Annotated in this window: 15 protein-coding genes; 3 read left to right on the forward strand and 12 right to left on the reverse strand. The window is 58.9% G+C overall.

What is annotated here, in order from left to right; genetic code table 11:
- Window positions 1–68 precede the first annotated feature (68 nt).
- Window positions 69–569, reverse strand: a complete 501-nt coding sequence (locus CE491_RS26680) for a CinA family protein (protein ID WP_110951313.1) — start codon at window positions 567–569, stop codon at window positions 69–71.
- A gap of 535 nt (window positions 570–1,104) precedes the next feature.
- On the opposite strand from CE491_RS26680, the gene mutS reads away from it, so the two are divergent.
- Both mutS and fdxA read left to right on the forward strand, forming a co-directional pair.
- A complete protein-coding gene (gene mutS / locus CE491_RS26685) occupies window positions 1,105–3,672 on the forward strand; it encodes a DNA mismatch repair protein MutS (RefSeq protein WP_199885274.1) in 2,568 nt (855 codons plus the stop codon).
- A gap of 229 nt (window positions 3,673–3,901) precedes the next feature.
- Window positions 3,902–4,225, forward strand: coding sequence for a ferredoxin FdxA (gene fdxA, locus CE491_RS26690; protein WP_110951315.1), 324 nt, complete (start codon window positions 3,902–3,904; stop codon window positions 4,223–4,225).
- 589 nt (window positions 4,226–4,814) lie between these two features.
- Here the strand turns inward: fdxA and rpoS are convergent.
- From rpoS to CE491_RS26730, 8 genes are all read right to left on the reverse strand, one after another.
- Window positions 4,815–5,819 (reverse strand): RNA polymerase sigma factor RpoS, encoded by a 1,005-nt coding sequence (gene rpoS / locus CE491_RS26695; protein WP_110951316.1) that lies wholly within the window; start codon window positions 5,817–5,819, stop codon window positions 4,815–4,817.
- Window positions 5,820–5,923: 104 nt separating this feature from the next.
- The gene (locus CE491_RS26700) at window positions 5,924–6,820 is read right to left on the reverse strand and encodes a peptidoglycan DD-metalloendopeptidase family protein (protein ID WP_110951317.1); all 897 of its coding nucleotides are present in this window, start codon (window positions 6,818–6,820) and stop codon (window positions 5,924–5,926) included.
- Window positions 6,821–7,011: 191 nt separating this feature from the next.
- A complete protein-coding gene (locus CE491_RS26705; protein ID WP_110951318.1) occupies window positions 7,012–7,689 on the reverse strand; it encodes a protein-L-isoaspartate(D-aspartate) O-methyltransferase in 678 nt (225 codons plus the stop codon).
- The gene (gene surE / locus CE491_RS26710; protein ID WP_110951319.1) at window positions 7,689–8,438 is read right to left on the reverse strand and encodes a 5'/3'-nucleotidase SurE; all 750 of its coding nucleotides are present in this window, start codon (window positions 8,436–8,438) and stop codon (window positions 7,689–7,691) included. Before surE ends, CE491_RS26705 begins: the two co-directional genes overlap by 1 nt.
- Window positions 8,426–9,484, reverse strand: coding sequence for a tRNA pseudouridine(13) synthase TruD (gene truD / locus CE491_RS26715; RefSeq protein ID WP_110951320.1), 1,059 nt, complete (start codon window positions 9,482–9,484; stop codon window positions 8,426–8,428). The genes surE and truD overlap by 13 nt, the downstream gene beginning before the upstream one ends.
- The gene (ispF, locus tag CE491_RS26720) at window positions 9,481–9,954 is read right to left on the reverse strand and encodes a 2-C-methyl-D-erythritol 2,4-cyclodiphosphate synthase (RefSeq protein WP_110951321.1); all 474 of its coding nucleotides are present in this window, start codon (window positions 9,952–9,954) and stop codon (window positions 9,481–9,483) included. Before ispF ends, truD begins: the two co-directional genes overlap by 4 nt.
- A gap of 108 nt (window positions 9,955–10,062) precedes the next feature.
- A complete protein-coding gene (gene fghA / locus CE491_RS26725; RefSeq protein WP_110951322.1) occupies window positions 10,063–10,908 on the reverse strand; it encodes an S-formylglutathione hydrolase in 846 nt (281 codons plus the stop codon).
- Between the two features lie 99 nt (window positions 10,909–11,007).
- Window positions 11,008–12,120 (reverse strand): S-(hydroxymethyl)glutathione dehydrogenase/class III alcohol dehydrogenase, encoded by a 1,113-nt coding sequence (locus CE491_RS26730; protein ID WP_110951323.1) that lies wholly within the window; start codon window positions 12,118–12,120, stop codon window positions 11,008–11,010.
- 104 nt (window positions 12,121–12,224) lie between these two features.
- Between CE491_RS26730 and CE491_RS26735 the strand changes: the two genes are divergently transcribed.
- Window positions 12,225–13,118 carry a LysR substrate-binding domain-containing protein gene (locus CE491_RS26735; protein ID WP_110951324.1) on the forward strand — a complete coding sequence of 298 codons (894 nt, stop codon included), beginning with the start codon at window positions 12,225–12,227 and terminating at the stop codon, window positions 13,116–13,118.
- Window positions 13,119–13,236: 118 nt separating this feature from the next.
- On the opposite strand, the gene ispD is transcribed toward CE491_RS26735, so the two are convergent.
- The 3 genes from ispD to eno form a co-directional block, all read right to left on the reverse strand.
- Window positions 13,237–13,947 carry a 2-C-methyl-D-erythritol 4-phosphate cytidylyltransferase gene (gene ispD, locus CE491_RS26740; protein ID WP_110951325.1) on the reverse strand — a complete coding sequence of 237 codons (711 nt, stop codon included), beginning with the start codon at window positions 13,945–13,947 and terminating at the stop codon, window positions 13,237–13,239.
- A gap of 11 nt (window positions 13,948–13,958) precedes the next feature.
- Entirely contained in the window at window positions 13,959–14,237 is a 279-nt protein-coding gene (ftsB, locus tag CE491_RS26745; protein ID WP_074752716.1) for a cell division protein FtsB, read from the reverse strand.
- Window positions 14,238–14,394: 157 nt separating this feature from the next.
- Complete coding sequence (gene eno / locus CE491_RS26750) at window positions 14,395–15,681, reverse strand: phosphopyruvate hydratase (protein WP_110951326.1); 1,287 nt, start codon at window positions 15,679–15,681, stop codon at window positions 14,395–14,397.
- Window positions 15,682–15,798 lie beyond the last annotated feature (117 nt).

Here is a 15,798-nt window from a genome sequence, read left to right on the forward strand (position 1 = left end):
CGGTTAGGCCTGACGGCCGATATAACTGTATAAGTAGACAGTATTATTCCACAGGGTTGCGCGCGCGCCTACCCCCGATTTGGTATTTCTCCGCGAGTGAGCTGGACCAGCCCTTCTAGCGCGGCCTTCACCGTTTGTCGGCGTACCGCGTCGCGGTCTCCGGCGAACTGGAAGCGCTCGGCAATCAGCTGTGCGGCTGCACCCCAGCAAATCCATACGGTTCCGACTGGTTTGTCCGCGGAACCGCCGTCAGGGCCAGCCACGCCGCTGACCGCAACCGAGTATCGCGCCGTGCTCTTGGCCTGAGCGCCACGCGCCATGGCCTCGACCACTTCCCGACTGACGGCACCGACTCGATCGAACAACTGCTCCGGCACATTCAGCTGCTGCGTCTTCTGCCGATTGGAATAGGTGACGTAACCGGCTTCGAACCAGGCCGAGCTGCCGGGGATACGCGTGACGGCTTCAGCGATGCCGCCACCGGTGCAGGATTCGGCCGTGCTGACCTGCGCCTGGGTTTCCAGCAAGCGTTGACCCAAAGTAGCGGCCAGTTGAGTAATGTCGTCCACAGAACCCTCCGTAACATTCAAACGCTGCGTAACATGCAAGCAATAGACACACGCTACACGAGCGCAACGCATGCGCAAGGCAGGGCGGTCTGGATCGGGACCGCGCCTGCGGCGTGATCTATGCGGGCTCCGGTTGTTTTTCAGGCTCCGGCCTCTCTTTAGGGCAGGGCTTTCTGACTGTTTCGACGATGGTTTCCCGAGGACGCTTTTTGGCCTCCTCAAGCGTGATGAAACGCCCGTTGGTTGAATCCCTTCCGCGTTTACGTCGCATAAAAAGCTCCTGTTTAGAAGATGCTGCCCGGAATCGGACAGTTGCCCCGACATCCTAGACAGCTAAACGGTCTTTTTGTCGATCCGGAAACGAGCGGTGACGAATAAGCCGGAACTGCGGCCAGCGAACGTGCGTGGTAACCTTGCGCCCATCGCAAAAGCAATCGGATCTGACGTCGGCCCACGTAGGTGGTATTCCACGCAGCACTCTCCCACTTTCCCAAACCTCCCAACGAATTTGCCTAAATAACTGATGAATAAAGCAATTTCCGATCTCTCTTCACACACGCCGATGATGCAGCAGTACTGGAAGCTGAAAAACCAGCATCCGGACCAGTTGATGTTCTACCGCATGGGCGACTTCTACGAGATTTTCTACGAAGACGCCAAAAAGGCCGCCAAGCTGCTGGACATCACCCTGACCGCGCGCGGCCAGTCCGCAGGCCAGAGCATCCCCATGTGCGGCATTCCTTATCATGCCGCCGAGGGTTATCTGGGCAAGCTGGTGAAGTTGGGCGAGTCGGTGGTGATCTGTGAGCAGATTGGCGATCCGGCCACCAGCAAAGGCCCGGTCGAACGTCAGGTGGTGCGCATCATCACGCCAGGTACCGTGAGCGATGAAGCACTGCTCGACGAACGTCGCGACAACCTGATCGCCGCCGTGCTGGGGGATGAGCGCCTGTTCGGCCTGGCCGTGCTGGACATCACCAGCGGCAACTTCACCGTCCAGGAGATCAAGGGCTGGGAGAACCTGCTGGCCGAACTCGAGCGCATCAACCCGGTTGAATTGCTGATTCCGGATGATTGGCCACAAGGGCTGCCTGCCGAAAAGCGCCGTGGCTCACGTCGTCGCGCGCCATGGGATTTCGAGCGGGATTCGGGGCACAAGAGCTTGTGTCAGCAGTTTTCGACCCAGGACCTCAAAGGCTTCGGCTGTGAAGCCCTGACCCTTGCCATCGGCGCAGCCGGCTGCCTGCTGGGTTACGCCAAGGAAACGCAGCGCACCGCCCTGCCCCACTTGCGCAGCCTGCGTCACGAGCGCATGGATGACACGGTGATCCTCGACGGCGCCAGTCGCCGCAACCTGGAGTTGGACACCAACCTGGCCGGCGGGCGCGACAACACCCTGCAATCGGTAATGGACCGCTGCCAGACTGCCATGGCGACTCGTCTGCTGACTCGCTGGCTGAACCGCCCGCTGCGCGATTTGAAAGTGCTGCAGGCCCGCCAGGAATCGATCGGCTGTTTCCTCGAACGCTACCGTTTCGAACATCTGCAGCCGCAGCTCAAGGAAATTGGCGATATCGAGCGAATCCTCGCGCGCATCGGTCTGCGCAATGCTCGCCCGCGCGATCTGGCGCGCCTGCGTGACGCCCTTGGCGCGCTGCCGGAACTGCAAGTGGCGCTGGCCGAACTCGAGGCCCCGCATATTCAGCAACTGGCGAAAACGGCCGGTACTTACCCGGAACTCGCCGATCTGTTGCAACGGGCGATCATCGACAACCCACCTGCGGTCATCCGTGACGGCGGCGTGCTGAAGACCGGTTATGACGGCGAACTGGACGAACTGCTGTCGTTGAGCGAGAACGCCGGTCAGTTTCTGATCGACCTGGAAACCCGCGAAAAGGCCCGCACCGGCCTGGCCAACCTCAAGGTCGGCTACAACCGAGTACACGGCTACTTCATCGAATTACCGAGCAAGCAGGCCGAGCAGGCGCCCGCCGATTACATTCGCCGCCAGACCCTCAAGGGTGCCGAGCGGTTCATTACCCCTGAGCTCAAGGAATTCGAAGACAAGGCGCTGTCGGCCAAGAGTCGCGCTCTGGCTCGGGAAAAGATGCTTTACGAGGCGTTGTTGGAAGACCTCATCGGTCATCTGGCGCCCCTGCAGGACACCGCTGCTGCGCTGGCCGAACTGGATGTACTGAGCAACCTGGCCGAGCGCGCGCTGAATCTGGATCTGAACCGCCCGCGCTTCACCGATGAGCCTTGCATGCGCATCGAGCAAGGTCGTCATCCGGTGGTTGAACAGGTCCTGACATCGCCCTTCGTGGCCAATGACCTGGACCTGAATGACAACACCCGCATGCTGGTGATCACCGGCCCCAACATGGGCGGTAAATCCACCTACATGCGCCAGACCGCGCTGATCGTGCTGCTGGCTCACATCGGCAGTTTCGTTCCGGCTGCCAGTTGCGAGCTCTCACTGGTCGACCGCATCTTCACCCGTATCGGCTCCAGCGACGACCTGGCAGGCGGGCGCTCGACGTTCATGGTGGAAATGAGCGAAACGGCGAACATCCTGCACAACGCCACGGACAAGAGCCTGGTGCTGATGGACGAAGTCGGGCGCGGCACCAGCACGTTCGACGGCTTGTCCCTGGCGTGGGCTGCGGCAGAATGTCTCGCCCAGCTACGCGCTTACACGTTGTTCGCCACGCATTATTTCGAGCTGACCGTGTTGCCGGAGAGCGAGCCGCTGGTGGCGAATGTGCACCTCAATGCCACCGAACACAACGAACGCATCGTGTTCCTGCACCGGGTGCTGCCGGGACCTGCCAGTCAGAGCTACGGCCTGGCCGTGGCCCAGCTGGCGGGGGTTCCAGGCAAGGTGATCACCCGTGCCAAGGAGCATCTGCAGCGCCTTGAAACCACCAGCCTGCCCCATGAGCAGCCCAAACCCAAGCCCGGCAAAGCGTCGGCACCGCAGCAGGCCGACATGTTCGCAAGCCTGCCGCACCCGGTGCTGGAAGAATTGTCGAAGCTGAAGATCGACGACATGACGCCTCGTCAGGCGATCGAATTGTTATATGGACTGCAAAACCGGATCTAACGGTATCGGCAACAAGCTGTTAGAATCCCGCGCGGTTTGGGAACGGTACGGCCGCTAGCCTGGCTGTATGAGATCCGAGCCGCGTTCGAACATGGCGAACCAAGCCAGCTTTCGTGTCCTTTCGATAGAGGGCTGGAGTGACTGTGTTCTGAATGGCCCGGGAACGATCCCAACCGAGCAACCCTGACGTGAAGGGCTCTGCTGCCGCCGCCTGAGGAGAAAATTAGAAATGACCTTCGTCGTCACCGACAACTGCATCAAGTGCAAGTACACCGACTGCGTAGAAGTCTGTCCGGTGGACTGCTTTTACGAAGGCCCGAATTTCCTGGTGATTCACCCGGACGAGTGCATCGATTGCGCGCTTTGCGAGCCTGAGTGCCCTGCTACCGCAATTTTCTCGGAAGACGAGATTCCTGCCGGCATGGAGAACTTCATCGAACTCAACGCTGAGCTGGCTGACATCTGGCCCAACATCACCGAGCGCAAAGATGCGCTGCCGGATGCTGAAGAGTGGGATGGCAAGCCTGGCAAGATCGCTGATCTGGAGCGTTAAGCTCCCGCGCGATGCCAGTACACGCAAAAAGGCCCTTCGGGGCCTTTTTGTATGCTGCGTGGATAGATGTCGCTGACTTTCTCGCACTCAAAAAAAAGGGGCGGTTTGACCCGCCCACATTTTTTCCGTAATCCCTTCAATCCTTTTTCATCATCCTGATGAATCGCATCCTGCGATGTCCTTGAGCAGTCTTCCTTGACCGCCTGTACCCATCCGTTGGTACAGTTCTGATCTTAGTGAAATATCGGAGCAGAGCAATACCCCTGAGTTTGCAAAAAAATACAGGGATGCGCGATCCGCTTAAAATAAATCCACTATGAATCAGTAAGATAAATAATATCTCTCATCTGTGAAGGCCTCTCACTGTCAGAAAACAACGTGATCGCTGACAACCTGGGTAAGAAATGTCTTACAACGAAAGCTAGATAACCTCACGAGCACTAAACATATTAAAACCGACATCCATGTACGATGTTTGATCGATAATTCATGATTCAGACTGTAAACCGCGACAATAAAAAAGCCCCAACTAGTCGGGGCTCTCTGAAGCTGTCAATTCGCTACTCACCGTAGCGGGAACATGGGGCACTCACTGAAACAATGACTCGCTGGAGAGACCATTCTTCTCGAGAATTTCCCGCAGTCGTTTCAACCCTTCGACCTGAATCTGCCGCACGCGCTCACGGGTCAGACCGATTTCCAGACCGACGTCTTCCAGCGTACTGCTCTCATGCCCGCGCAACCCAAAGCGACGTACCACCACTTCACGTTGCTTGTCGGTCAGCTCGGACAGCCACTGATCGATGCTCTGGGAAAGATCATCGTCCTGCAGCAGTTCACAGGGGTCAGTGGGACGATCATCAGTCAGCGTATCGAGCAGCGTCTTGTCCGAGTCAGGACCCAGGGATACGTCTACCGAAGACACGCGCTCGTTCAGGCCGAGCATTCGCTTGACCTCGCCCACTGGTTTTTCCAGCAGGTTGGCGATTTCTTCAGGAGAGGGTTCGTGGTCGAGTTTCTGGGTGAGCTCACGTGCAGCCCGCAGGTAGACGTTGAGCTCCTTGACCACATGAATCGGCAGGCGGATGGTCCGCGTCTGATTCATGATCGCGCGCTCGATGGTTTGACGAATCCACCAAGTCGCATATGTGGAGAACCGGAAACCGCGCTCCGGATCGAATTTTTCAACCGCTCGGATCAGGCCAAGATTGCCTTCCTCGATCAAGTCCAGCAATGACAGGCCACGATTGACGTAACGTCTGGCGATTTTGACTACCAAGCGCAGATTGCTTTCAATCATGCGTTTGCGTCCGGCCGGATCCCCTTTTTGCGATAGACGCGCAAAGTGGACTTCTTCTTCCGGAGAGAGCAAGGGGGAAAAGCCGATTTCATTGAGATACAACTGCGTGGCGTCCAATGCCCGCGTGTAGTCGATGTACTTGTGTTGCTTGAGTGCTGTGGAGTTTTTGGTCTTCGCACGAAGAGAAGGTGTAGCTGGCTTCTCATCCGCTGCAGAATCCAGGACGATCCCGGGCTCCATGAGGAGAACCTCATCGTCTATGTCAAACTCCGGCACTTCTCTGTTGAGAGCCATTGTTATAGTCCTTTGGTGAGTTCGACCTCAAGCTCCAGTGGCGCCTTTTTCCTTGGCATCACGTGAGCCTGTCCCCTCTACGGCAGGAACAGGCTGGTAACCGATCAACGACGTGGCAAGAATTCCAGTGGATCTACCGGTTTGCCCTGACGGCGAATCTCGAAGTGGAGTTTCACCCTGTCAGTCCCCGTGGACCCCATCTCGGCAATCGCCTGCCCTGCCTTGACCTGTTGCCCCTCCCGAACCAAAAGCCTACGGTTGTGACCGTAAGCACTGACGTAGGTATCGCTGTGTTTGATGATTACTAATTCGCCGTAGCCCCGTAAACCACTCCCGGCGTAAACAACCGAACCATCAGACGCGGCTAAAACAGGCTGTCCCAAATCACCGGCGATATCAATGCCTTTATTCAAACTACCGTTTGAGGAAAATCTGCTGATCAAAACGCCGCTTGTAGGCCATGCCCAACCGCTCGCCGAGCGCGCGCCAGCGACCACCGGTGTGTTCACTGGCGTGTTTATCGGAGTAGTCGCAGGCGGCCCGTTACTGCCTGATGGGGCATCAACAGGACGTGTAATGACGGTGGTCTTGATCGACCCGGACGGCGAGCTGGAAGTGCCGGTTGTCGTCTGCGGAACCACGACAGGCGCGGCCGCTACCGCGGTGGATGTTGAATTCGAACGTCCATCGAAGCGGATCGTCTGCCCGACATGGATGGTGTAGGGCTCGGGAACATTGTTGCGGGCAGCCAGTGCTTTCCAGTCCCAGCCGTAACGAAAGGCAATGGAAAACAGCGTATCGCCGCGTTTGACGACATACTGGCCGGTCGTCACGGGCTGACGGGCGGGCGCAGCCGGTTTGCCGCCGTTGCGGTCGACGACACGCACGCCGCCCGACGGCGTGCTGGAGCAGCCGACCAGAAGGACACTCAGGGCAATGCCAATCACCAGACGTGGAAAACTTGCTGAAAACGTACGCTGCCGAATGACTGTGAGACTCACCCGCCACTCCCTTTACCGGTGACTGAAATAAAGCTGCCTATTGTGTCTTGATGATGACGGGCAGCCATGGGGAAACTGGTTACGAAAAACTTCATGACACTGTGCAGCGAACGGGCCAGGCCCACATCACAAATCGCCAGCCTGTAGACAGGTGGCGCCTCGCGGAATTCATTGCAGCTGCAAAACAGTGCTCAGGCCAGCGGGCCGTTGAGCAAGGGCACGAATCTCACCGCTCCCAGAACGTGCCGGGAGAAGCCATTGTCTTCGCGGATGATCAACATCAGTTGCTGCACTTCGCCCGATCCCACCGGGATCACCAGACGTCCGCCCGGTGCCAGTTGGTCTAGCAACGCCTGAGGCACATCGGTCGCCACCGCGGTGACAATGATGCCGTTGTATGGCGCCAGAGCCGGCCAGCCTTCCCAGCCGTCGCCCCAGCGAAACACCATGTTGCGCAGGTTGAGTTCGACCAGGCGTTCCTTCGCCCGGTCCTGCAACACCTTGATGCGCTCGACTGAGAACACGCGCTCGACCAGTTGCGCCAGCACCGCCGTCTGATAACCCGAGCCGGTGCCGATCTCCAGCACCTTGTCCAACGGCCCCGCCGCCAGCAGTAGCTCGCTCATGCGCGCGACCATGTAGGGCTGCGAAATGGTCTGGTTGTTCCCAATTGGCAGCGCGGTGTCTTCATAGGCGCGATGCGCCAGCGCCTCGTCGACGAACAGATGACGAGGTGTCTTGCGAATAACGTCCAGCACCTGGGTATTGCTGATGCCTTCTTCGTACAGCCGCTGAATCAAACGCTCGCGGGTACGCTGGGAAGTGAAACCCACGCCGCGACGCAACAGGTCATCTTGTTCACGCGACATCAGGCCATTCCCTCCAGCCATGCGTTCAGGCTGTTGAAACCGTCCTGATAGGTTCGATCCAACTGCAACGGCGTAATCGACACATAGCCCTGCATCACGGCGTGGAAATCCGTGCCTGGCCCGCCGTCCTCGGCGTCGCCGGCAGCGGCAATCCAGTAACCGGCACGGCCACGCGGGTCGACCACGCGAACCGGTGCCGCAGCGCGCGTGCGATGCCCCAGGCGAGTCAGTTGAATACCGCGCACGTGTTCGAGCGGCAGGTTAGGGATATTCACATTCAGTACGGTACGCGGTGGAAGATCGAGCTGCTCGTGCGCTTCGACCAGAAGCCGAGCGTAATGCGCGGCGGTTGCCAGGTTATCGACCTGACGCGACAAAAATGAAAAAGCGAACGATGGGCGTTGCAGGAACCGCCCCTCCAACGCTGCGGCCACGGTGCCGGAATACAGCACGTCGTCTCCCAGGTTGGCGCCCAGATTGATACCCGAGACCACCATGTCCGGCTCACGCTCCAGCAGGCCGTGGATGCCCAGATGCACGCAATCGGTAGGGGTGCCGTTGATACTGATGAAACCGTTGTCCAGCCGGTGAGGATGCAGCGGGCGGTCGAGGGTCAGCGAACTGCTGGCCCCACTCCTGTCTTGATCCGGTGCGATGACCGCGCACTCGGCATAGTCTGCCAGCACTCCGTGGAGCGCAGCGAGCCCGGGTGCCGAGACCCCATCATCATTTGAAATCAGAATACGCATGAGCTGTCCGTCTGTCCTGCGGGCGCCAGATCGATGAGTTCACGCACCAATGCGGTGGCGAAACATCCGGCTGGCAGGACGAATTCCAGTTGCAGAATGTCAGGCTCGGGATAATGCCACGTCAACCGCCCGATGGGCAGTCGCAGGATGCGACGTTCGTGTTCCATTCCCGCTTTTATCAACCAGTTACATAGCGACGACTCGCGCCGGGCGATGCCGTTTTCAAGCTCGGCGGTTTTGCCTGCGGCCGGAGAGTCGCCCTCGCCCCACTGGGGACCTGTGGGATGCAGATCGAGAATCGCCAGACGCGGGTCGCTGCACTCGGCCTCATCGGCGGGAAAAAAGCTGCGGCTGTCGGTGAATGCCAGCAGATCACCGACCTGCGCCCGTTGCCAGCTGCCATCGGCGACCCGTGCGGCCAGCACCTGATTGAACAGATAACTGCGCGCCGTGGAAAGCAATCGGGAGCGCACATTGCGCTGCTCGGGCAGGGCCTGGCGCTCGGCATAGTGACGGGCTTCGCCGACGTTGCCGCCTTCGTAACCAAAACGCTGGGCGCCGAAATAATTGGGAATGCCCTGCAGCTTGATGGCTTCCAATCGCTTGTCGAGTTCGGCTCGGTCAGCCTTCAGTTGGATCAAGCGCAGGGTGAAGCCATTGGCAGCATGGGCGCCGCGCTGCAATTTACGCTTGTGACGCCTGCTGTCGAGGATCTTCAGCGTCTCATTTTCGGCCGCCGACATGTCCGGGTCGGCCTTGCCCGGCAACTGGATGCTGAACCATTGCCTTGTCAATGCCTGGCGGTCTTTCAAACCTGCGTAAGCCACGGTACGCAACGGCACGCCGGCAGCCTTGGCCAGACGGCGCGCGGCCTCTTCGGTGTTCAGCCCGCGCTTCTCGACCCACAACCACAGGTGCTCACCATCGCCGGACAGCGGAATATCCAGCACTTCGTCGACCTGGAAATCTTCGGCGGTGGCCTTGAGCACTGCCGTGCCCAGCGCAGCGCCATAGGCCCGGGGGCCCAAGAGTTCGAATTCGGTCATGCGGCGATCAACAATGCGACGGCGTGAACTGCGATGCCTTCCTCACGGCCGGTAAAACCCAGCTTTTCAGTGGTCGTGGCCTTGACGTTGACCTGATCGAGTTCGACCTGCAGGTCTTCGGCGATCATCGCGCGCATGGCATCGATGTGCGGCGCCATTTTCGGGGCCTGGGCGACGATGGTGGCGTCGACATTGCCGACCTTCCAGCCCTTGGCCTGCACTTGTTTGAGCACGTGACGCAGCAATACGCGGCTATCGGCGCCTTTGAATTGCGGGTCGGTATCGGGGAAATGCTTGCCAATGTCGCCCAAGGCAGCGGCGCCGAGCAAGGCATCGCTCAGCGCATGCAACAGGACGTCGCCGTCGGAGTGCGCGAGCAAACCGAATCTGTGCGCGATCCGCACCCCACCCAAGGTAATGAAATCGCCTTCAGCGAAACGGTGCACATCATAGCCGTGGCCAATACGCATAAAAAAACGCCCTGAAAAAGTCAGGGCGTGATTCTACCTACTTTGTCAGACATTAGGGCCTGATGGCGCTCGATTGCACGTCCGCTGATTGCGATTGAATGCCTTTCCTCAGCCCGCCAATGCCAGGGCGTGATAGCGCAGGTGATCCTCGATGAAGCTGGCAATGAAGTAGTAGCTGTGGTCGTAACCGGGCTGCAGACGCAGCTCCAGAGGATGGCCAGCCACCTTGGCCGCCTGCACCAGTGCTTCGGGCTTGAGCTGATTGGCCAGGAAGTCGTCGCGATCGCCTTGATCCACCAACAGCGGCAGACGCTCGGCCGCATCGGCAATCAACACGCTGGCATCCCATTCGCGCCAGCGCGAGCGGTCTTCGCCCAGATAACGGGAGAAGGCTTTCTGCCCCCAGGGACAGTCCATCGGATTGGTGATTGGCGAAAACGCCGACACTGATTTGTAACGGCCCGGATTGCGCAATGCGCAGACCAACGCGCCATGACCGCCCATTGAGTGGCCGCTGATGCTGCGTTTTTCTGAAGCCGGAAAGTGCGCCTCGATCAATGCAGGCAGTTCGCTAACCACGTAGTCGTACATGCGGTAGTGCCGGGCCCAGGGTTGCTGGGTCGCATTCAGATAGAAGCCCGCGCCCAGACCGAAGTCGTACGCGTTGTCCGGATCGCCCGGGACATCGGCGCCACGGGGGCTGGTATCCGGCGCCACGATGATCAAACCCAGTTCGGCGGCGATGCGCTGCGCGCCGGCCTTTTGCATGAAGTTCTCATCGGTGCAGGTCAGGCCTGAGAGCCAATACACCACTGGCAACTTACCGCCCTGCTCGGCCTGTGGCGGCAGATAGACCGCGAATACCATGTCGCAACCGAGCACATCGGAGTGATGTTTGTAACGCTTATGCCAGCCGCCGAAGCTTTTCTGACACGAAATATTTTCCAGACTCATGGGCCGTACCTCCTCGCGACGACGTTCGAGCCACAAGCTACAAGATAGGACGGTGGCGCGCCTGCTTGCCGCTTGCAGTTCGAAGCTTGCCGCTGCTCCTTAGAAATGGATGACCGAACGAATGCTTTTGCCTTCGTGCATCAGGTCAAACGCTTCGTTGATCTTGTCCAGGCCCATGGTGTGAGTGATGAAGGTATCCAGCGGGATCTCACCCTTCTGGGCTTTTTCGACGTAGCTTGGCAGCTCGGTACGGCCCTTCACGCCGCCGAACGCCGAACCGCGCCAGACGCGACCGGTAACCAGCTGGAACGGACGGGTAGCGATTTCCTGGCCTGACGGCGCGACGCCGATGATGATCGACTCGCCCCAGCCTTTGTGGCAGCACTCCAGCGCAGCGCGCATCAGCTGGACATTGCCGATGCACTCGAAGCTGTAATCGACGCCGCCATCGGTCAATTCGACGATCACGTCCTGGATAGGCTTGGTGTGGTCTTTCGGGTTGATGAAATCGGTGGCGCCCAGTTCACGCGCCACGTCGAATTTCGCCGGATTGATGTCGATAGCGATGATGCGCGAAGCCTTGGCCATTTTTGCGCCGATAATCGCCGCCAGGCCAATCCCGCCCAGACCGAAGATCGCTACGGTTGCACCTTCTTCAACCTTCGCGGTGTTCAGAACCGCGCCAATGCCGGTGGTCACACCACAGCCGAGCAGACAGACTTTCTCCAGCGGGGCTTCCTTGGGAATTTTCGCCAGGGAGATTTCCGGGACAACGGTGTACTCGGAAAAAGTCGAGCAACCCATGTAATGGTAGATCGGCTGGCCGTTGTAACTGAAGCGGGTAGTACCGTCCGGCATAAGCCCCTTGCCCTGGGTGGCACGGACTTTCTGGCACAGGTTGGTCTTGCCGGATTTGCAGAATTTGCACTCGCGGCATTCGGCGGTGTACAGCGGAATCACGTGGTCGCCCACGGCCAGCGAGGTCACGCCCTCGCCCACGGCTTCAACAATACCGCCGCCTTCGTGGCCGAGGATGCACGGGAACACGCCTTCGGAATCCGCGCCGGAAAGGGTGTAGGCATCGGTATGGCAAACGCCGGAAGCAACGGTGCGGATCAACACCTCGCCAGCCTTCGGCGCCTCAACGTCCACTTCGACGATTTGCAGCGGTTGGTTGGGCGCGAAAGCAACGGCAGCACGTGACTTGATCATCATCATCTCCAGCGAAGTAAAAACGAGTACAGAAGTGTAATACAGTGCGTTTTGATTAATAATCCGTCAAAAAGCAAAACATTAATGCCTTACAGGGATAATCGATGTACACCAATCGCTGGGATGGGCTGGATGAATTCGTCGCGGTGGCCGAATGCGGGCAGTTCACTGCAGCGGCAGAACGTATGGGGGTTTCGTCCTCACACATCAGCCGACAGATCGCCCGGCTGGAAGAGCGTCTGCAGACTCGTCTGCTTTACCGCAGTACCCGCAAGGTCGCGCTGACCGAGGCTGGCCAGACGTTTCTGCATCATTGCCAGCGTCTGCAGGATGGCCGCGAGGAAGCGTTGCGCGCGGTGGGTGATCTGACCAGCGAACCGAAGGGCCTTTTGCGCATGACCTGTGCAGTGGCATACGGCGAGCGTTTCATCGCGCCTCTGGTCACACGGTTCATGGACGACTACCCACAACTGCGCGTGGATATCGAACTCACCAACAACACGCTGGATCTGCTGCACGAGGGGATGGATCTGGCGATCCGTCTCGGCCGTTTGCAGGAATCACGACTGGTGGCTACGCGCCTGGCGCCTCGCCGCATGTACCTGTGCGCCTCGCCTTCTTATCTGGAGCGATATGGTCGGCCTCATAGCTTGTCGGAACTGAGTCGGCACAACTGCTTGATCGGCAGTTCCGACAGTTGGCTGCTGCAACAGAACGGGCGGGAATTTTCCCAACGAGTACATGGAAATTGGCGCTGCAACAGTGGGCAGGCAGTGCTGGACGCGGCGCTGCAAGGCGTGGGGTTGTGTCAGTTGCCGGATTATTACGTGCTCGGGCACCTGAAGAGCGGCGCGCTGATCTCTCTGCTCGACGCTCACCAACCGCCAAATACGGCGGTGTGGGCGTTGTACCCACAACAGCGGCATCTTTCGCCGAAGGTCAGGAAACTGGTGGACTATTTGAAAGCGGGGTTGGCGTCGTGGGATGAATATCAGTGAAGGCAGGAAACCTGTAGGAACGCGCCCGCCCGCGATTGCAGTACGTCAGCAAGATTATTGTGTTGTCGTCTGACATTCTGCTTTCGCGGGCAAGCGCGCTCCTACAACATCAAGAACGTCAACGGCTGAACTCGGCCCGTCGCTGCCGCAGCCACTCCAGATCTTCTGGGCGAGTCACCTTAATGTTGTCGGCGCGCCCTTCGATCAGGCGCGGCGACTGGCCGGCCCATTCGATGGCAGAGGCTTCATCGGTAATCGAAACATTCGACACCAGGCTGTCCGCCAGCGCTCGATGCAGCGCGCCCAGTCGAAACATCTGCGGCGTGTACGCCTGCCAGATCAGGCTACGATCAACGGTTTCGGTCACGCGGCCATTGGCATCTGCGCGCTTCAAAGTATCTTTGGCCGGAACGGCGAGCAAACCACCGACCGGATCATCAGCCAATTCACCAAGCAGGTTGTCCAGATCCGAGCGAGCCAGATTCGGACGCGCGGCGTCGTGTACCAACACCCAGTCGTTGTCATCGGCACCACTGGCGTGCAGGTGCAACAAAGCATTGAGCACTGAATCCGCCCGCTCCTTGCCGCCGGCGACCTGCAGAATTCGCGAATCCAGCGCGCAAGGCAAGGTAGGCCAATAGGGATCGTCCGCAGCCAGGCTGATCACCAATCCCTTGAGACGGGGGTGATCGAGAAAGCAAAGCAGGCTGTGTTCGAGAATCGTAAGCCCGCCCAGTTGCAGATATTGCTTGGGACGGTCTGCCGCCATGCGAGCACCAACACCCGCTGCGGGAATCACTGCCCAGAAGGCAGGAAGGGATTGTGTCATTTACGCCAACGTCACTGTGCCAACTGATAAAGGGTCTCGCCGTCCTTGACCATGCCCAGTTCGTGACGGGCACGCTCTTCAACGGTCTCCAGGCCTTTCTTCAGCTCCAGCACTTCCGCGTCCAGGACTCGGTTGCGCTCAAGCAAAGCATCGTTTTCGGCATGTTGATCGGCGATTTGCTGGGTCAGACTGGCAACCTGCGCGAGACTGCCGTTACCCACCCATAGGCGGTATTGCAAGCCGGCGAGCAGCAAGAGCAGAACGAGGAACAACCAGTTAGGACTGCGCATTGTGAATATCTGTTACCCGGTGGAGAAAGACAGCAAAACCGACCATTTCAAATGCCCAAGAGCCCGGTGGTCACCGGGCTCATGGATCAGGACGTCAGGATAAAACGCTTTCAGCGAATTTCCCTACAGCGCCTGCTGCCTTTTTACCATCTTGCAATCAACCGCGAAACTCGCCGCGACCACGGTATACAGCTTTGGCGCCCAGTTGCTCTTCGATACGCAGCAACTGGTTGTACTTGGCGATACGATCGGAGCGGCTCAACGAACCGGTCTTGATCTGACCGGCAGCCGTGCCCACGGCCAGGTCGGCGATGGTCGAATCTTCGGTTTCACCGGAACGGTGGGAGATCACGGCGGTGTAACCGGCAGCCTTGGCCATCTGGATGGCTTCCAGGGTTTCGGTCAGGGTGCCGATCTGGTTGAACTTGATCAGGATCGAGTTGGCGATTTTCTTCTCGATGCCTTCTTTCAGGATTTTGGTGTTGGTCACGAACAGGTCGTCGCCTACCAACTGGATCTTCCCGCCGATCTTGTCGGTAAGGACTTTCCAGCCATCCCAGTCGGATTCGTCCAGGCCATCTTCGATGGAGATGATCGGATGCTTGCTGACCAGGTCTGCCAGGTAATCGGCGAAACCAGCGGAGTCATACTCGCCCTCTTCGCTCAGGGTGTACTTACCGTTCTTGTAAAACTCGCTCGCGGCACAGTCCAGCGCCAGGGTCACGTCGGTGCCCAGTTTGTAACCTGCGTTTGCAACGGCTTCGGCGATCGCGTCGAGGGCGTCGGCGTTGGAGTTCAGGTTCGGCGCGAAACCACCTTCATCACCCACTGCGGTGCTCAGTCCACGAGCCTTCAATACAGCCTTCAGGTGGTGAAAAATCTCGGTGCCCCAGCGCAGGCCCTCGGAGAAGGTCTTGGCGCCGACCGGCTGAATCATGAATTCCTGGATGTCGATGTTGTTATCGGCGTGCTCGCCGCCGTTGATGATGTTCATCATCGGGACCGGCATCGAGTAGACGCCCGGCGTGCCGTTCAGGTTGGCGATGTGCGCGTACAGCGGCAGATCCTGATCCTGTGCAGCGGCCTTGGCAGCGGCCAGGGACACAGCCAGGATCGCATTGGCGCCCAGGCTGGCTTTGTTGTCGGTGCCGTCGAGCTGAATCATCGCCTGATCCAGCGCCTTTTGATCAACCGGGTCCTTGCCCAGCAGCAGGTCGCGGATCGGGCCATTGATGTTGGCCACAGCCTTGAGAACGCCTTTGCCCAGATAACGGCTCTTGTCGCCATCGCGCAGCTCAAGTGCTTCACGCGAGCCGGTGGAAGCACCGGACGGCGCGCACGCACTGCCGATGATACCGTTGTCGAGGAGCACATCTGCTTCCACGGTGGGATTGCCACGGGAGTCGAGAACTTCACGACCTTTGATGTCGACGATTTTTGCCATTGTTGTTAACACTCCAAGATTGACGAAAACGACGCAGCTGGGAAAAACGACTGGCATCACGGGGCACTAGACAGCGGGCAGGCCCGAGATGACAGAATTTCCCGATCCATTGGTCGG

It is taken from the genome of Pseudomonas bohemica (assembly GCF_002934685.1).
GTDB classification, from domain to species: Bacteria; Pseudomonadota; Gammaproteobacteria; order Pseudomonadales; family Pseudomonadaceae; genus Aquipseudomonas; species Aquipseudomonas bohemica.

What these genes read in the sequence shown, in the direction of transcription:
- surE (WP_110951319.1), bottom strand. Translation starts at nt 8,438, where the DNA reads ATGCGTATTCTGATTTCAAATGATGATGGGGTCTCGGCACCCGGGCTC.
- ispF (WP_110951321.1), bottom strand. Translation starts at nt 9,954, where the DNA reads ATGCGTATTGGCCACGGCTATGATGTGCACCGTTTCGCTGAAGGCGAT.
- CE491_RS26705 (WP_110951318.1), bottom strand. Translation starts at nt 7,689, where the DNA reads ATGTCGCGTGAACAAGATGACCTGTTGCGTCGCGGCGTGGGTTTCACT.
- eno (WP_110951326.1), bottom strand. Translation starts at nt 15,681, where the DNA reads ATGGCAAAAATCGTCGACATCAAAGGTCGTGAAGTTCTCGACTCCCGT.
- fghA (WP_110951322.1), bottom strand. Translation starts at nt 10,908, where the DNA reads ATGAGTCTGGAAAATATTTCGTGTCAGAAAAGCTTCGGCGGCTGGCAT.
- truD (WP_110951320.1), bottom strand. Translation starts at nt 9,484, where the DNA reads ATGACCGAATTCGAACTCTTGGGCCCCCGGGCCTATGGCGCTGCGCTG.
- ftsB (WP_074752716.1), bottom strand. Translation starts at nt 14,237, where the DNA reads ATGCGCAGTCCTAACTGGTTGTTCCTCGTTCTGCTCTTGCTGCTCGCC.
- fdxA (WP_110951315.1), top strand. Translation starts at nt 3,902, where the DNA reads ATGACCTTCGTCGTCACCGACAACTGCATCAAGTGCAAGTACACCGAC.
- ispD (WP_110951325.1), bottom strand. Translation starts at nt 13,947, where the DNA reads ATGACACAATCCCTTCCTGCCTTCTGGGCAGTGATTCCCGCAGCGGGT.
- CE491_RS26735 (WP_110951324.1), top strand. Translation starts at nt 12,225, where the DNA reads ATGTACACCAATCGCTGGGATGGGCTGGATGAATTCGTCGCGGTGGCC.
- CE491_RS26730 (WP_110951323.1), bottom strand. Translation starts at nt 12,120, where the DNA reads ATGATCAAGTCACGTGCTGCCGTTGCTTTCGCGCCCAACCAACCGCTG.
- rpoS (WP_110951316.1), bottom strand. Translation starts at nt 5,819, where the DNA reads ATGGCTCTCAACAGAGAAGTGCCGGAGTTTGACATAGACGATGAGGTT.